At 38.8% G+C, this 16259-nt stretch carries 15 protein-coding genes and 1 other RNA gene; 5 read left to right on the forward strand and 11 right to left on the reverse strand.

The genetic code is table 11. The annotated features are described in order from the left end of the window. Window positions 1–103: 103 nt before the first annotated feature. The 5 genes from N0B29_RS01730 to N0B29_RS01750 form a co-directional block, all read right to left on the reverse strand. Window positions 104–1222: an ABC transporter substrate-binding protein gene (locus N0B29_RS01730; protein ID WP_263831974.1), complete on the reverse strand. Its 1119-nt coding sequence runs from the start codon at window positions 1220–1222 to the stop codon at window positions 104–106. A 162-nt stretch (window positions 1223–1384) separates the two neighbouring features. Then, a complete protein-coding gene (locus N0B29_RS01735) occupies window positions 1385–2668 on the reverse strand; it encodes an OprD family outer membrane porin (RefSeq protein WP_263831975.1) in 1284 nt (427 codons plus the stop codon). A 186-nt stretch (window positions 2669–2854) separates the two neighbouring features. Further along, on the reverse strand, window positions 2855–4213 hold the full coding sequence (locus tag N0B29_RS01740) for an OprD family outer membrane porin (protein WP_263831976.1): 1359 nt from the start codon (window positions 4211–4213) through the stop codon (window positions 2855–2857). Window positions 4214–4369: 156 nt separating this feature from the next. Next, entirely contained in the window at window positions 4370–5359 is a 990-nt protein-coding gene (locus tag N0B29_RS01745; protein WP_263831977.1) for a DctP family TRAP transporter solute-binding subunit, read from the reverse strand. Between the two features lie 138 nt (window positions 5360–5497). Next, entirely contained in the window at window positions 5498–6172 is a 675-nt protein-coding gene (locus tag N0B29_RS01750) for a response regulator transcription factor (protein WP_263831978.1), read from the reverse strand. A gap of 77 nt (window positions 6173–6249) precedes the next feature. Between N0B29_RS01750 and N0B29_RS01755 the strand changes: the two genes are divergently transcribed. Further along, on the forward strand, window positions 6250–7848 hold the full coding sequence (locus N0B29_RS01755) for a sensor histidine kinase (protein WP_263831979.1): 1599 nt from the start codon (window positions 6250–6252) through the stop codon (window positions 7846–7848). A gap of 85 nt (window positions 7849–7933) precedes the next feature. Here the strand turns inward: N0B29_RS01755 and N0B29_RS01760 are convergent, their stop codons facing one another. Beyond that, window positions 7934–8440: a hypothetical protein gene (locus N0B29_RS01760; protein WP_263831980.1), complete on the reverse strand. Its 507-nt coding sequence runs from the start codon at window positions 8438–8440 to the stop codon at window positions 7934–7936. A 73-nt stretch (window positions 8441–8513) separates the two neighbouring features. On the opposite strand from N0B29_RS01760, the gene ssrA reads away from it, so the two are divergent. Beyond that, window positions 8514–8891, forward strand: a transfer-messenger RNA (tmRNA) gene (gene ssrA, locus N0B29_RS01765). Window positions 8892–8943: 52 nt separating this feature from the next. Here ssrA and N0B29_RS01770 read toward each other — a convergent pair. Continuing rightward, window positions 8944–10230 (reverse strand): hypothetical protein, encoded by a 1287-nt coding sequence (locus N0B29_RS01770; RefSeq protein ID WP_263831981.1) that lies wholly within the window; start codon window positions 10228–10230, stop codon window positions 8944–8946. Window positions 10231–10427: 197 nt separating this feature from the next. Between N0B29_RS01770 and N0B29_RS01775 the strand changes: the two genes are divergently transcribed. Then, a complete protein-coding gene (locus tag N0B29_RS01775; protein ID WP_263831982.1) occupies window positions 10428–12050 on the forward strand; it encodes a YcaO-like family protein in 1623 nt (540 codons plus the stop codon). A gap of 20 nt (window positions 12051–12070) precedes the next feature. On the opposite strand, the gene N0B29_RS01780 is transcribed toward N0B29_RS01775, so the two are convergent. Beyond that, window positions 12071–13303, reverse strand: coding sequence for a DEAD/DEAH box helicase (locus N0B29_RS01780; protein ID WP_263831983.1), 1233 nt, complete (start codon window positions 13301–13303; stop codon window positions 12071–12073). A gap of 140 nt (window positions 13304–13443) precedes the next feature. On the opposite strand from N0B29_RS01780, the gene hemJ reads away from it, so the two are divergent. Then, window positions 13444–13956, forward strand: coding sequence for a protoporphyrinogen oxidase HemJ (gene hemJ, locus N0B29_RS01785; RefSeq protein WP_263831984.1), 513 nt, complete (start codon window positions 13444–13446; stop codon window positions 13954–13956). A gap of 22 nt (window positions 13957–13978) precedes the next feature. On the opposite strand, the gene N0B29_RS01790 is transcribed toward hemJ, so the two are convergent. The 3 genes from N0B29_RS01790 to N0B29_RS01800 are packed head-to-tail and all read right to left on the reverse strand — an operon-like array spanning window position 13979 to window position 15892. Then, window positions 13979–14248, reverse strand: a complete 270-nt coding sequence (locus N0B29_RS01790) for a hypothetical protein (protein ID WP_263831985.1) — start codon at window positions 14246–14248, stop codon at window positions 13979–13981. Then, on the reverse strand, window positions 14235–15395 hold the full coding sequence (locus N0B29_RS01795; protein ID WP_263831986.1) for a cytochrome b: 1161 nt from the start codon (window positions 15393–15395) through the stop codon (window positions 14235–14237). The genes N0B29_RS01790 and N0B29_RS01795 overlap by 14 nt, the downstream gene beginning before the upstream one ends. Then, entirely contained in the window at window positions 15392–15892 is a 501-nt protein-coding gene (locus N0B29_RS01800) for a QcrA and Rieske domain-containing protein (protein ID WP_263831987.1), read from the reverse strand. The genes N0B29_RS01795 and N0B29_RS01800 overlap by 4 nt, the downstream gene beginning before the upstream one ends. Window positions 15893–16038: 146 nt before the next feature. Here N0B29_RS01800 and N0B29_RS01805 point away from each other — a divergent pair, with 146 nt between their 5' ends. Beyond that, entirely contained in the window at window positions 16039–16245 is a 207-nt protein-coding gene (locus N0B29_RS01805; protein WP_263831988.1) for an RNA-binding S4 domain-containing protein, read from the forward strand. Window positions 16246–16259 lie beyond the last annotated feature (14 nt).

The following is a 16259-nucleotide window of genomic DNA, read 5'->3' on the forward strand; positions in this document are numbered from 1 at the left end:
AGATTCTCCTAAAATATTTTAGAGCAATGCCCACTTTTGCGAGTGAAAATTGCTCTAAAATCTCTGCCTTTCATCTTTACATGTAAAGGCAGAGATGAGAAAATTATGGATTTACAGTTGCTTTATAAACAGCTTTACCATTTTGAACAACTTTAATAACCGCTGAACGTGTAGAGTTACCTGTTTTATCCATGTTGATAACACCAGATACACCTTCAAAATTAACAGTCGCTTTAATTTCTTTGTTGATACAAATACTATCTTCTGGATTTGCACAACGATTCATTGCATCTACCATTAAGTTATAAGCATCTGCGCCAAGTGCAACAAATGAATTAACTTCTTGTTTTCCAGTTTTTTGTGAATAGGCAGCAATGAAATCTTTTGAACGTTGTGTCGGAGGCGCACCATAATCAAAGAAGTCTGTAAACATATAACCCTCAACTGCATCGCCACCTAAATCAATAAAGGTTTGGTTAGCAACACCATCTCCTGAGAACATAGGCTTAACTAGTCCAATTTGTTTTGCTTGACGAGCAATCATAGAAACTTCTGGGTGATACATTGGCAAGAAAAGAAAATCTGGATTTGCAGCTTTAATTTGAGAAACAACCGCTTTAAAGTCTTTGTCACCTGAGCTTACTTTGATCTCTTTTACAATTTTACCACCAGCTTTTGTGAAAGCCTCAGTAAATGCTTTTGCAAGACCAAGAGAATAAACTTGTGCTTGATCAACTACGACAACAGCCGTTTTAAGTTTAAGGTCTTTAACGGCATAGTTTGCAACAACTGCGCCTTGGAAAGAGTCAGTAAAACAAACGCGGTTTGCAAACTCTTTTTGCTCTGTTAACTTGTCATTTGTTGCAACAGGAGAGATAACAGGAATCTGTTTTTTCTCAGCAATCGCCATAACTTGTGCTGTGTTTGTACTGGTTAATTCACCAAGAATTCCCACAACTTTGTCAGAACTGATAAGTCTTGTAGCAGCATTGGCTGACTCAACTTTGTCGCCTTTGGTATCAACTAGTACTAATTTAACGGTATCTCCGTTTTTTAGTTTTGGTTGCAACGAATTGGCAAACTCAATACCCTCATAGGCAGTTTGACCGTATGCCGCAAGCGGTCCACTCATTGACATTGTAACACCAACATTGATCTCTTTGGCAAAAGAAGATGAAGCCAAAAGCGCAACAGATGTAGCAAGAACAGCTAGTTTTCTCATGAATACTCCTTAGTGTAGTAATGTAAATATAGTACAAAAAAGTTACTTAATATTGAATGTAAAGTTTTGAAGGAGTTGTATAAAAAGTGTGCATTTGAAAAATGTTACAAAAAGAAATAGAGGAGTTCCACCCCAAAAAGGGGTGGAATAAAAAGGCAGAAATTAGAATTTATAAGAAGCTTTTACCCAAAGATCGCTACCATCAACATCTTTACCTTGTTTCTCATACTCTGCACCAAGTTTGAAGCCTTTTAAAGCGCCATCAAACTTGTATGAGCCATATACTGCTGAGTAAGAGTATTTTGCATCAAGATAGTTATCATCAGCAAGAACATAACGTACACCAACATTTGCAGCTGAAGTTACATCATAGTTTACATCAGCAAGGTATGCTTGTGTATCTCTTGTATAGCCTGGAGAAGAGATAACTGCATCAGTATAAAGAAGGTCAGCACCATTACCTAAACCAGATACAAGTTCACCTCTATGTAAGCCTTTAGCTGTTGAAGATCCATTCGCTACAGCTGTTGCAACATCATCATCACTTGTTTGTGAGTATGCGATTGTTCCATTAATGCCTTTATAGCTTAATCCTGCTTTAAGAGCATAACTTGTAATACTATCATCAGCATATGGTGAAACAACTAATGTATTTGCTAAATTTGTCAAAGTATTGTCAATTTTATTGTAATAGAATTGACCGCCTAAAGTATAACCAATTTCCCCTGCTTTACCTTCATAAAGAGCTTCTGCGTATGCTAATTGAGCGATATCATTAGCATAAGCATATGCAGCTGTTAAAGTAAGACCTGGGACTGATTTATTGATAGCTGCAAGAGTATATGCACCATCTTCAGCATTTACAGGTAATTCTCCGTATGAAAGTGAACCTGTTGCAAATTTCTTAGTGAATTCACCAATTTTACCATTGTTATCTGTTCTATCTTGACCTTTCTGAACATAACCAGCGATCAATGTAGTATTTGGAAGATCTGTGTTAATAACAGCAGCACCTTCAAATGAATCTTTCACTACACGTGAACCTGAACTTGCAACAAGTGGAGTATCTAAGAACATACGACCAACAAGTGCAGTTGTTTTACCGATTGTATATGAAATGTATGCTTCAGAAAGAACAGCGCCAGGTCCATACATTGTGCCAGCAAACATATCTTTTTCATTGTCACTTGCAAATGGCGATGAACTACCTTGGAATGTAAAGTTTGCACCTAAACCATAAAATGATGCTGTTTTATAGTTGAGCATAATACCTGTTGTGAAAATACTTTCACTATTTGTACCATTATCTTTATCGAAGTAATAAGCTTTAAGCTCACCACTTACTTTACCATTTTTAAACGCGTCAGCAAGTGTATCTGCTGCAAATGAGCTAGATGCGAGTCCAGCAACAACGATAGCCGCCAAGCTAAGTTTAGCTAATTTCATATTTTCTCCTTGAAAATGTTTGATTACCATTTGGTTACAAGCGGAAGTATACAAAAAAAAACACTAAAGTCAAATAAAACATGTGATGAAAAAGTAAGCTTTTTATAAAAAATTGAAGTTTTTGTGAGTTTTTAAGGAAAGAGAGCGGCAAAAACCGCCCTCATTAAGACTTAGTTAAGATACAAATTAGAATTTGTAGTTAGCTCTAAATCTCATATCGCTTGAATCTACTGTAGCAGCCGCTGTTGCACCAAATGCTGCAGTATCTTTTGTACAATCTTCATACTCTAAAGAAAGTGTCAAGCCTTTAACAGCTGGAATATCGTAAGAAATTTGTCCTTCCCAGTATTTATAGTCTATATTAGCACTTCTTGCATTGAATGTGTTAGTTCTAGCACCATCAGCACTAATGTCAATGTATTGACCCATTACTTTAAGTCCTGTTACGCCCACTTTTGAGAAATCATAAGAAAGCTCAACTTTATACGCATCTGTGTTTGAAGTTGATACTTTAGAAGCACCTGCGATCAATGGAGCAGTAAAGGCTACAGCACCACCAGCGCCATTACCCATACCAAGGATAACATCATCACTATTAGATGTTGTTGTATAACCTAGTTTAGCACCAAAACCTGCAAGGTCGATTAAAGATGCTTGAAGACCTACCATATTACCATCTAACTGAACTTCTTTATCTGTTTTTGATTTTTGGTATGCACCATCAAAGCCAAGTTTAAAGTTGCTTACAGGAAGAATATAACCCAATGCACCAACGTAAACATCAGCATCTCCAACAACTGTATCAGCAACATTATTTACTCTTGCATATTGACCTGTGATAGTTAAGTTTGGAACTGATTGGTTAATAGCTAAGACTGTGTAAGCACCATCAAAAGAAGCAACACCTACACCGTAGAATACTGCATTTTTTGAGAATTCAGGAATATCACTTTGAGCACCTGTGAGTGTTGCATCAATAGCTCTTGTGGTTCTACCTTGGAATTTACCAACATAACCTGCTGCTAATGTTGTTTGTGGCACATCTGTATTAATTACTAATCCACCTTCAAATGATTCTTTAATCATACGTGAACCAGAACCACTTACCAATGGAGTAGAAATAAATTGGCGACCAACTTTTGCTGTTGTTTTACCAATTGTATATGCTACATACGCTTCAGAAAGAACAGCGCCTGAACCGTACATATCAGCACCATACATTTGTTTTGCTGCATCGCTAGCAAATGGCGCATAGTTTGACTGGAATGTTGTACCAAGGCTTAAACCATAAAGGGAGTCAGTTACATAACCAAGAATTACTGCTGTAGAGAAAAGACTCTCTTGTCCTTGTTTACCAACGTTTGCTGCCGTATATCGAGCTGCAGTTGGAGCTACTCCAGTATCTCTGTCAAAGTACCATGCTCTTAATTCGCCGTTTACTTTTCCGTTTTTAAATGCGTCTGCAAGATTATCACTTGCTGCAAAAGAGCTAGATGCAAGACCTGCAACTACGATAGCCGCCAAGCTAAGTTTAGCTAATTTCATATTGTCTCCTTGAATTTTTTTGAAGGCGAGATAAGTCTATCACAAAAAACAGTAAATTACAATAAATCTTTTAAGAAAATGTCACTTTTACAAGGTTCTGTTATCAAACGGTTATTAAAAAAATCAGAAAAGTTTTATAAGTAAATTATATTTAACTTATTTCGTCGCTTGCACTTTTTTAATAAGATCTTCGCCGATAACGCTATAAAACTGTGGATAAATGGTTTCCATAGCTTTTTGCCATGCTGCTTTTTGCTCTGGGGTTAGTGTATGAATTTTAAACGTACTTGAGGTTTTTGCATACTCTTGGAGTTTTGCCAATGTCGCCTCTTCATCTTGTGCTGCTAGTTTTCGCTCATAAGCTGTTGCTTCTTTCATTGCTTGGAGAACCATAGGTTTGTACTCTGCAGGGAATTTTCGCCAGAAGCTTTCACTCATAATCACAAGATAACCAAGATAACCATGCGAAGAGAGCGTTAAGTCTGTTTGAACTTCATAAAACTTTTTGGTATAAAAGTTAGAGAGTGGGTTTTCTGTACCATCGACAATACTTTGCTGTAATGCAGAATAGACTTCTGAAAAGGGCAATATTTGAGGAATGGCTCCAATAGTCTTAAATTGTGCCTCAAGTACATGTGAACTCATAATTCTAAATTTTTGTGCTGTTGCATCGCTTGGCACTATAATTGCTTTTTTATTGGAAGAGAGCTGTTTAAAACCTGCATCCCAATAATCAAGTGCTACGAAACCTTTCGCTGTTACTATATCTTTGATGATCTGCCCTACTTCACCATCTAAGACCGCATGAAGGTGTTTGTCATCTCTAAATAAAAATGGTAAATCGAAAAGTTGCATCTGCGGAACAATATGGGTAAATTTTGAAAAACTAGGCATTGCGATGTGCGCATTTCCAAGTTTCAAAGCTTTCATCTCTTCGCCATCGCCATAAAGTTGTGAGTTTGGGAAAACAACGACTTCTACTTTACCATTTGTGAGCTCACCTATTCTTTTAGCAAAAAAGTCTGCACCCATTCCTTTGGGAGTGTTGGGGCTTACAACATGTGTGAGTTTAATCGTATATTCTGCGGCGACCAATGATGATACAAGAAGCGTTACTGCGCTCATCACTTTAAAAAACTTTGTCATATTTCATTCCCCTTATCAAAATTATTTTTATTTTTGATTATAGGCGAAAATCATCGATCTTTACATGTAAACTGCAAAAGCCTATTAAATATGTTTTAGAAAGCTTCTTTTCGTAACGCTTCAGTTTATCCTCTATTCCTATAATTTGTAACCTATTCCTTGGATGTTTTTCAAAGTCCCCTCAGGCAATTTCTTTCTCAAATTTTTGATCATCAGGCGAAGTGCATTAAGGCTCATATATTCACTTTCCCATAAATGTCTCTCTATCTCTTCATACGTAATAATCGAATCTTTTTCCAATAAAAGCTCAATAAGCTTTGCCTCCTTCTTCGTCAGTTCATACATCTGAGTATTGTGAAGAACCACTTTTTGCAAGCTATCGTAGTACCAATCGGGTGCTAGTTCTTGAAGATGCGCCTTTTCTTTTGACTGCAAGAACTTCTCCAGCGCATCGAAAAGCTTTGGCTCCGTAATGGGCTTGACAATATAACGAAGCAAGGAGAGTTCAATGGCTTCAAGCATAAAATCTACCTCGGTATACGCCGTAATAATGATAATATGTGCCTTTGCATCACTTTCACGTATTTTCTTCGCAAGGTCAATGCCGCTGAGATGAGGCATTTTAATATCGGTAATGATAAGATCAGGCTTGTGCTGTACAAAGAGTTTGTAGGCTTCTTCTCCATCATTTGCAAGATACACTTCTTTGAAGAGCAACGAGAGAAGTTCCGATACATTTTTTCGAACGCCTACCTCATCCTCTGCGTATAAAACCGTATAAGGAGCAAGCTTTTTTAGCATCTTTTCATCCATAAATAACCCTTTACATTTCTCAAAAGAAGCACTATGATTCTTTTTCATTATTATAGCAGTCAAGGTAGGAATTTTTTGTGAAAATTATCAAAGAGAGCAATATCTCCACTATCATTATTGTTAGTACTATTTTTATCATCAGTTCCCTGATGCTTTTTAACGGTTACTTTTTTATCACCAAACAGTATGAAATTTTACAAGCGCAAATCGAAGATAGCAAAAAAACGTTTGTTGAGAACAAACGCAATGTCCTTAGGCGTGAAGTCGATGCTATTATAGAGTTTATCGAGTTTAAAAAAAGTCGAACCAATCTAGCGGATTCTAAAGCAGTAGAAGCGCTCAAGCTTGAAGTGTATGACTGGATTCGCCATATCCGCTATGGGGGTGAAGAGCACAATTATATCTTTGTCTATCAGGTTGAGCATATCAGTGGCGGTGATAAATTTGCCAAAATGCTCATCAACCCCAATCGCCCTGATTTGGAAGGAGAATATATCTCCGATGCGTACACCGATGAAAATGGTAAAGCCTTTCGCAAAATTTTCTTACAAGACATCCACGAGAAAGGTTTTTCGTTTGTAGATTACATCTATAAAAAACCTGAAAGTAATATCATTCGTCCAAAAGTATCTTACTTTAAACTCTACAAAGAGTGGAATCTCATCATCGCAGCAGGTGCGTATACGGATGATATAGACAAAGAGATTAGCATTGCCAAAGCTGATTTTAAAAAGAAGATGAAGCTGGAAGTCACCTCTGCTGTCATTATCTTTTTACTTTTTGCGTTTGTTGCCAACACGTTTGCGGTTATCCTTGGCAAACGCATCGAGCGCTTTTTACAAACCTATCATAAACAAGTTCAACAAAAAACGCTGGAACTTGAAAATCTTAACCGTACACTGGAAAGCCGTGTGAGTGAAGAGATTCAAAAAAATAGAGAGCAAGAACAGCTTCTCATTCAAAAATCAAAGTTTATTGCGCTTGGAGAGATGATCAGCAATATTGCGCACCAGTGGCGACAACCACTCTCTCAACTTTCAGCACTTCTGATGACGCTCAAGCTTAAATACAACATGGATAAACTTGATAAAACAGGTATGGAAATCAAATGTATTGAAGCAGAAAACATCGTAGAATATATGTCTAATACAATCGATGACTTTCGTAACTTTTTTATGCCCAATAAAGATAAAAAGGCATTTAGTATTCAAGCAAGTATCGATGAAGTTTTACGCATCATAGGTATGTCCATCGCCAATCAAGAAATTGAGGTAGAAGTAAATATTCCGCATGACGAATACATTATTGGCTATAAAAGTGAATACGAACAGGTTGTTCTTAACCTTCTCTCGAACGCTAAAGATGCCATCATTGCTTCGGGTACAGAATGTGGAAAAATTACGATTAGCCTAGAGAGCGATGAAACGACAGTGCGGTTTATTATTCAAGACAATGGTGGGGGAATTAAAATAGAACCTACCGAAAAAATCTTTGAGCCTTATGTGAGTACAAAAGAGCAAAATGAAGGTACTGGCATTGGACTTTATATGGCAAAATTGATTATAGAAAAAAGTATGAGAGGAAAACTCGAAGCGAGAAATGAAAGTGGGGGAGCTATTTTTACGATAGAGTTAGAAAAAGGTTTCAAAGAGGCGCTTGGCGGATCGCCTCTTTGAGTCTCCATACATTCAGAAGAAAATATGAAATTCGCTAAGAGAAGTATAGGAACTCAAAGTAAACGATCGGTTAACAAAAGTAAACTTAATTTAATTTAATCGATTCTTCTTGTGGAACGCCTAATACTTGGTGAGCTTTATCGCGTTTTCCAGCACCGCCATCATCACTACTTTTACCTGCACTTTTTTTCTTCACTGGAGGTGGTGTTGTTGACGCATTTTTTCCACCTTTATAAAACCCTTCTTTAATCACAAACATTTCTGTTAAACGCATACCATCAAAAGAAGCATAAACAAGATCGCCTTCATTGGCAAGGATTGTTTTATGGTTGAAGTTTACATAAGACAATTTTCCATTGGTTGTTTCAATACCATCAATTTCATAGTTCCATGTTTGGGCAATAGGATCATGGTTGATGGTGCGAACGATACCTTTAACGTAATTTTTTCCGACAAGCTTAGAAAGCTTTGGATTGGTTTTTTCGTTATCATAGGTTTTCAATGTCGAAGCTGGAGGCGGCGATTTTGGGGCACAGCCTTGTGCAAACAAGAACAAAAGTGCTACACCAAGATACGTTAAAATTCTTTTCAAAACAAATCCTTATACATTTTTGTGAATTATAGCAAATTTTCCTATTTATTATGGTAAAATTCGTTTCTTGAATGGGGCTGACATGGCTTCGACAGGAGTAGTTTTAGCTTATGGCTGCATGTCGGAAGTGAGGGTCTTCCGTTACACAACCTTCAAACAATAACTGCTAACAACAGTAACTATCGTCCTGCTTACGCTCTAGCTGCGTAAGTTTAACAAATAATGGACTGCTCTCCCCTCTGATGCTATCTTAGGAGGTCTTGGAGAGTATCATAGCTTTGATAGATATACTGCATGAACGCCTTTACATGCAGCGAAGTTAAAGGCTCGTTTTGCGTAGTTTTCTGATTGTTGTACGAAGCAAAATTAAACACTATCAACAATATCTAAGCATGTAGACGTCATAGGTGGCTATTTTTGGACTGGGGTTCAATCCCCCACAGCTCCACCATTCAATTATATAAAACTCCCTCTCAAGGGAATTATGTTCCCCTCACTTTTATTTATCTGTTTGCGAGTGTTTTAGCGAGTGCACGTAAAATCCGCTCATACTGTTTATCCATAGGATGTTCCTTAGCTTCAGCGGTAGATAAAAAGTTTTGATTTTCAGCGTATTTTTTCTCCCAAATATCTATTTCTTTTTGTTTATTAGCAATCCTAATATCAATCTCTTCAAGTGTTTTAAGCAGTTTGTTCTTCTGCGTAAGGAGCGTGTCTTCTTTTTTAAAGATACGTACCATCAATGATTTTCGTTGAAAGATTTTTTCCTCTCCATCTTCGATAAACTTTACTTCAACCGTATCAGTCTCTTCAAGTTTTTGAAGTGTTTTATGGATTGAGGCAATCGCCTCTTCAACTTCTACCAACCTCTCTTTTTCAATCACACTTTGTTGCGTAAGCTGTTTTTGGTCAAGAATAAAGGCATCTAGTTTATTTTTAATCGTAATAAGTGAATTTTTTTTCTCATAAATGGCTTGTTTCGCATTTTTATGCTGAATCATCGTTGAACGTATCGTCGCAATATTCCATGCATTATTGCTCTCATCTAAAATTGGGTTTGCTTTATGGCGTTTTCCCAAAGAGTCAATGCTATCATGCACACTAAAAAAACTTAAAAATTCAATCGCTTTTCGATCTGTATTTGAGAAATGAAATAACAGATCTTCCGCGACATAAAGCATCAAATCATCAAAAACTTCACGTAAAAGATGAAGACTCAGTGCGCGAATACTTTGCACATCATCTAACTCTGTATAGCCTATGACAATAATCTCAATCATATTGACAAACATAGGTATAAAAAGCTTTTGAAATCTAATAGGACTGATTTTTCTAAAATTGAGCGTTTGTTCAACCACATGCGGCAGTAACTTGAAAATCTTCTCTTTGTGTAAATCATTTTTAAAATATCTTTGCTTGCACTCTTCTAAAATTTCAGGAGCAATGCCACAAGCTCTTCGTTCTGCTCCCGTACCTACAACAGGAACCGATAAATAACCTTTAGCATAAACAATTCCTTCTGCGATAAACACAAGATCTTGTGCGTTACAACCCAGTGTTAAAAAAAGCTTTTCTCGCAAAACATCTTTATAAGAGATATAGACATTTGGCAGTTTACAGCGATGCAAAGATGAAATGATCTTTTCAAATACTTCTTCTTCAAAATAATATAAAGATTCATATACGCCGTATTCCTCAAAATCAAGTTGTTCTAAAAAAGTATCAATCTCCTTTTCAACATCACTGTATTTTAAATATTCTTGTTCATCGTCATTTAATGCTTCTGCCATACTTTTCCAATTTTCATCATTTCATTTGTCTGAAAATATACATCTCAGATATAAATTATTTTAACATCTCAATGGTCACATTTCAATCACATCTATTGCGCTTAAACAATACTCTTTTGTACCAATGAACGCTTCATTCCATTATCTCAGCACATTATGGGTACAATAAAGAATATTCAAAAGGAATCCACTACAATATGAACATACTCTCAAAAAATGCACCCCTCGAAGCTTCTATTTTAAAAATGCAAGCGATTTTAAGCGACCTTGGTTGCGGCATGAAATTTGCCAGCGAAAAGCATCCCCTTAAAAACTGCTACTCTATCAACCTTTCTTCCATCGAGGCACCCAATCATATCTATTCTAACGGCAAAGGCACACTTTCTCAGTCCTCAAAAGCCAGCGCACTTGGCGAGTACATCGAACGACTTCAAACCAATAACTTTTTTATCGACTTTCACCTTCCCAACCGTGCTTACTACCCAGACCAAAAAGTGTTTGAATTTGGAGGAGAGTATCTGAGTCCATCTTTACATGTAATTTATAATCCGTCCAACGAAATGAGCGATGAAGACTTTGTCGACTTTAACAGCGATTACACAGACAAGATCGTAGCGCTTCCTTTTCAAAGCTTTTTTGCAAACGAGCAAGTGTATATTCCTCTCAACATTCTGAGCAATCTTTACGTAAGCAATGGGTTAGCCAGTGGAAACACGCCTGATGAAGCAAAAGTGCAGGCACTGAGTGAGATTTTTGAACGTCATGCGAAGATGGAGATCATCAAAAACGGTTATGCCCTTCCAAAGTACCCAGAAGACATCATCGCATCATTCCCTAACCTTCATGCAGATTTGTGCGAGCTTAGAGATGCGGGCTTTATCGTTGAAATTTTAGATGCCTCATTGGGTGGAAAGTTTCCCGTAACCGCCATCTCACTGATCAATCCGCGCAATGGCACGCTTTTTGTCTCGTTTGGTGCGCACCCCATCTTAGAAGTCAGCCTAGAGCGCACTATGAGTGAGCTGATGCAAGGACGAGGTGTTGAAAATCTTGACGCTTTTGAGATGCCAACCTTTGATATGAGCATCGTCGGCGATAGCTTCAACCTTGAAGCACACTTCATCGACTCTAACGGCAAAATGGGCTTTCCTTTTTTAAATGCAACCAAAAGTTTTGCGTATGCTCCGTGGAAGTATGAAGGCGTTGGAAGTGCGCAGGAGTATGCCTTTTTGTGCGACATCATCAAGGCAATGGGTAAAGAGATTTACCTACGTGAATACACCTACTTAAACTTTTACTCTTGCCATCTGATCGTACCAAGCATTTCGGAGGTTTACCCTATCGATGACATGGTTTACCAAAATCGAAACAGTGGTAAATTCATCCGACATCAGGTGCTCAATTTTAAAGAAGAAGACCATGACGTGTTGCTTGAGACCATCGAATCTTTGGAAGATTCTCTCAATATGGAAAAATACATCGGTGTGATTTTTGAGCAAAACTTTCAGATGATTGACCTTAAAGCGCAAGTGCATCTGCTTTTGGAAAATTACGAAGAAGCGCAAATGCTCCTCTCTTTTAGCCAAAACCCCATGAGTAAACTTCTTTGCGAAATTCTCTCTTTGAGGGAACAAGAACTTGTTTGGGCTGAGTATGAGAGTGCTCTTTGGGACATTTTCGGAAAAGAAAAAGTTGAACATGCAGTGAATATCTTAGACGGAAAAGCCTACTTCATTGACGTAAGCCTGCACCAACACTATGTCAATATGCTCGACATGTACGACAGACTTGAAGTCAAAAAAACAGCTATCGTCGCTTAAAAACCTTTACATGTAAAAAGTCAGGCTTGACCAGCCTGCTCTCTTAACTTGTCTTTTTTACTCTTGCGTTTTCCCTTGATAGGCGCGCTCCCTTTCTCTTTTTTGGGGGCCTCGCCTTCTAGTTCAAAGCCTTTGATCTGCTCTTTTTCAAGTTTGATATGACAACGTTTTTGAATGAGTGCAAAATGCGCTTTATCTTCGTGATCTATAAACGAAATCGCCAAACCCTCTTTACCCGCACGTCCCGTTCGTCCGATGCGGTGGATATAGTCTTCGGTTGCACGAGGAAGATCGTAATTAATAACACAGCTTACATCGTCGATGTCAAGCCCACGCGAAGCGATGTCGGTAGCAAACAAAACACGAATCTTGCGCTCTTTAAACGACTTCAACGTCCAAGAACGGTCTTCTTGAAGTAAATCCCCATGGAACGATTCGCTCAAAAAACCATGCTTGCGAAACTTCACAGCAATATTATCGGCGGCACGTTTATTTGCCATAAACACCAACACCAATTCCCATTTGTTTTCACGTAACAGATGACGCAAAAGTGGCGCTCTATTTTCTTTATTGACTTCGATGGCACGTTGCTTTATAAGCTCCACCGTCGGTGCTTCTGCATCGATGCTTACTTCCACCGCACTTTGAGTGATCTTTGAAGCAATGACTTGCATCTTTTCAGGGTACGTCGCAGAGAAAAGAAGATTTTGTCGTTTGGCTGGCAACGCCTCAAGTATAGAGCCTAACTCTTGCTCAAAACCAAGGTCAAGCATCTTGTCCGCTTCATCGAGGACAAAGAACTCGACACGAGAAAGGTCGATCTGCTTTTTGCTCATGATGTCTAGCAATCGCCCCGAAGTTGCCACCACGATGTCACACCCTTGCTGGATGTCGTAAAGTTGCTCGCCGATCTTCTCACCACCGATGACACTCACCACTTTAGGCTTTACATGTAAGAATTTTCCAAAGGCGACAAACGCTTCCGCCACTTGTACGGTAAGCTCTCTTGTTGGCGTTAAAACCAATGCCTTGATCTTTGCTTTTCCATCATTTTTGCTCGCACTCCAAAGCTCCAACATCGGCAGTACAAACGAAGCACTTTTACCACTTCCTGTTTGCGCTCTTGCCATCACATCTTTTCGCTCCAACACAAGAGGAATCACTTTTTCTTGAATCGGTGTTGGCGTAGAAAAGCTCTCTTGCGCAAGCGCTTGGAGGATTTGAGGGCAGAGTTTGAGGGTAGAAAATGGCATGGTTTGGCATCCTTTGAGTCTTTGTCGGCATTGTAGAATAGTTTCACTTTAGAGGAGGTTTGAGACATTTACATGTAAAGGCAGTTTAGGGTAAGTTTTTGGTGTTATAATGCGTCTGTAAAATGAACAAAGGATAGATGTTGGAACACTATAAATGGTTGCTTGCCTTTCACATTATAGCGTTGATGTCGTGGATGGCGATGTTGTTTTACTTGCCACGGCTTTTTGTCTACCATGTTGAGCATGCTGAAAAAAAAGAGTTTGTGGAAGTTGTGAAGATTCAAGAGTACAAAATCTATAAGTACATCGGACTTCCTGCCTTTTGGGCAACCCTTGCCAGTGGGCTTGGCATGATTTTTTTTGACCCACAACTGCTCTCAAGCGGTGGGTGGATTTATGCGAAGTTTACGGTACTTATTGCACTCACACTTTATTCGTTTTCATTAGAAAAATACCGTTTGGAACTTGCCAATGGCACGTGCACGAAAGATGGAAAATTTTTTAGAGCTTACAATGAAGTTCCTACCGCACTAGCCATTTTAATTGTCGGATACGTCATCACCAAAAGTTTTTCATGGGCATTTACGCTTATTACCTTGGGCATTTTTGCCATGATTATCGACGTGATTTTGGATGGAAAAAAGAAACCCTAATCTTTACATGTAAAGTGTTCGTTTACTCGATTGGCTTGGAGCGTTGCAGAACAATTTTAATGTAGAGCAGCGCTGAGAGCAAAAGAAAATACCCCACAATGCTGTACCCGATGACATCACGTCGGCTCATCTCTTTTTCGTAAATCGCTTTTTCTTCACTCGTTGCTTTGGTGAGTGTCTGTTCTGCAACAATGTTACTCTGAGCGTCATGCTGTTTTGGTAACCACTCAAGCCCAATGACGAGTACAAAAACGCACATCACGATTGCCGCAAAAATTTTAAGATTTGGCATGAGACTCCTTCCCAGACAAAAAAGGTAAAATGAAAAAAAGTGCCATCAACACTGTGGAGAAGAATAGCCCTATCCACAACGTAAGCGTCGAACTCGGTAATTTTCCTAAAATTGTAAGCCCTATCAAAGAGAGTACCAATGCCCAAAACCATACTAAAAAATAAGGACGCTGATGAGCGGGAATGCGACGAGGGTTTCTGTCTAAGAGTGGCATGAGTAAAAGCCCAACATTGACCACCACTAAGGATGCCATACCGATGTAGGAACCTTTGATCATTCCTATATCAAAGAAAAAGCTTTTAAGCAACTGCAACATCCATAAAAAGTACCACTCAGGGTAGATGTGTGCAGGTGTATCGCTTGGGTTGGCAGGGGTGAGATTGAGCGCATCAAACGCTATTTCATCCTGAAAAAAGACGCAATAAAAAAAGAGTGCCAAAAAGAGCGTGCATGCCAACAGTGGCTTTAAAACGGCATTGGAGAAAAACGGTTTTGGCTCTTTTGGGGTGATGTCGTGTTTGCTAAAACGCTCCTCTTTGCTTACATGTAAGCCTTTGCGACTCCATGAAAGCTTTGTGGTGGCGTACCACTTCACAAAATCCGTATGCACAAGTATCATCAGGACAATACTCAAAGGCATCACCACAATGTGCAAGGTGTAAAAGCGCAACAACGTGATGCCACTCACGCTAAAATCACCTCGAACCCACAGCACGATGTCTTCCCCAGCGCCTGGGATATACTCCAACAAACTGGTAATCACCTGCGCCGCCCAGTAACTCATCTGCCCCATCGGAAGCACATACCCCGTAAAACCGATGACCATACAGCAAAAGTAAAGCACCATGCCACTGTACCAATACTTCGTTTTACCATGTTTGTAAAACCCAAAATAGAGCATTCCTAAGAGGTGAATGTAGAGCAATAAAAAGAAAAATGTTGAGCCAAGTGCATGGATTTTTCGCCACAACCAACCGTAATTGACTTCTTGCATAATCGTCGTATGGACACTTTCAAAGGCTTTCTCCGCATCAGGAATATAGTGCATCGCAAGAAAAATGCCAGAGATGAGCATTAAAAGGCACAGAACAACCATGATAGCGCCCGTGTAAAGTAAAATATTGAAATTGTTTATTTTGAAATTCATGCTTTTGATGCCTCCATCAGTTGGAGGTACGCCTCGCCTACTTCTCCGACGATAATCATCTCATCATGCACTTTAAAAGGAGGAATGACTAAAGGCTTCGTAACAGGGCTGGCAAGTGCGTTGCCATTGTAGTCAAACTGCCCGTTATGACACGGACAAATAAAGCGTTTAAGGGAAGCATTGTACTTTGGGACACAGCCTAAATGGGTACAAATCCCAACCATCACCGTATAATAATAGTCGCCAATTTTAATGTCTCGTTTTTTATCGAGAGTCAACGTAGCGTCTTTTTTGAGGATAAAAAGTGGTTTTTTCTGCCACGAAAAATAAGCAATTTCATTGAGCGGTAACGCCGTGGTATCTATGTAAGTAGCCGCATCAAGAAGTGCTTTTTTGGGTGGTTCTAAGGACTGAAACATCGTACCGACCGTGTAATACACACCCGTCCCCGTAAGTGCCAAGAGCGAGTAATTCACCAGTCTTCGGTTTCTATCCATCCCCATTTTCCTTTATGCCATGCTTTACGCATAGCCATTTTACCAAAAAGTTCCCTCAATAAAATTTTACTGACTTTAGGAAGCGCGAAGAGACTTACATGTAAAGATAGATTGGGGTATTATTGTGCATCAATAAAGGAATAAAAATGAAATTTGAACTAGAAGAAGAGTACATAGAGTTATTTAAACTTCTCAAAATTACAGGCGTTGCAGATAGCGGAGCACAGGCTAAGATGCTCATCGAAGAGGGACACGTCAAACGAAATGGCGAAGTTGAGTTTAGAAAACGCGCTAAAATTATTTCAGGTGAGAAGATTGAAGTGGGTGATGATGTGATTGAGGTTGAAGCCTAAAATAAGACGTTAAA

The sequence above is a fragment of the Sulfurospirillum oryzae genome, from assembly GCF_025770725.1.
GTDB lineage: Bacteria > Campylobacterota > Campylobacteria > Campylobacterales > Sulfurospirillaceae > Sulfurospirillum > Sulfurospirillum oryzae.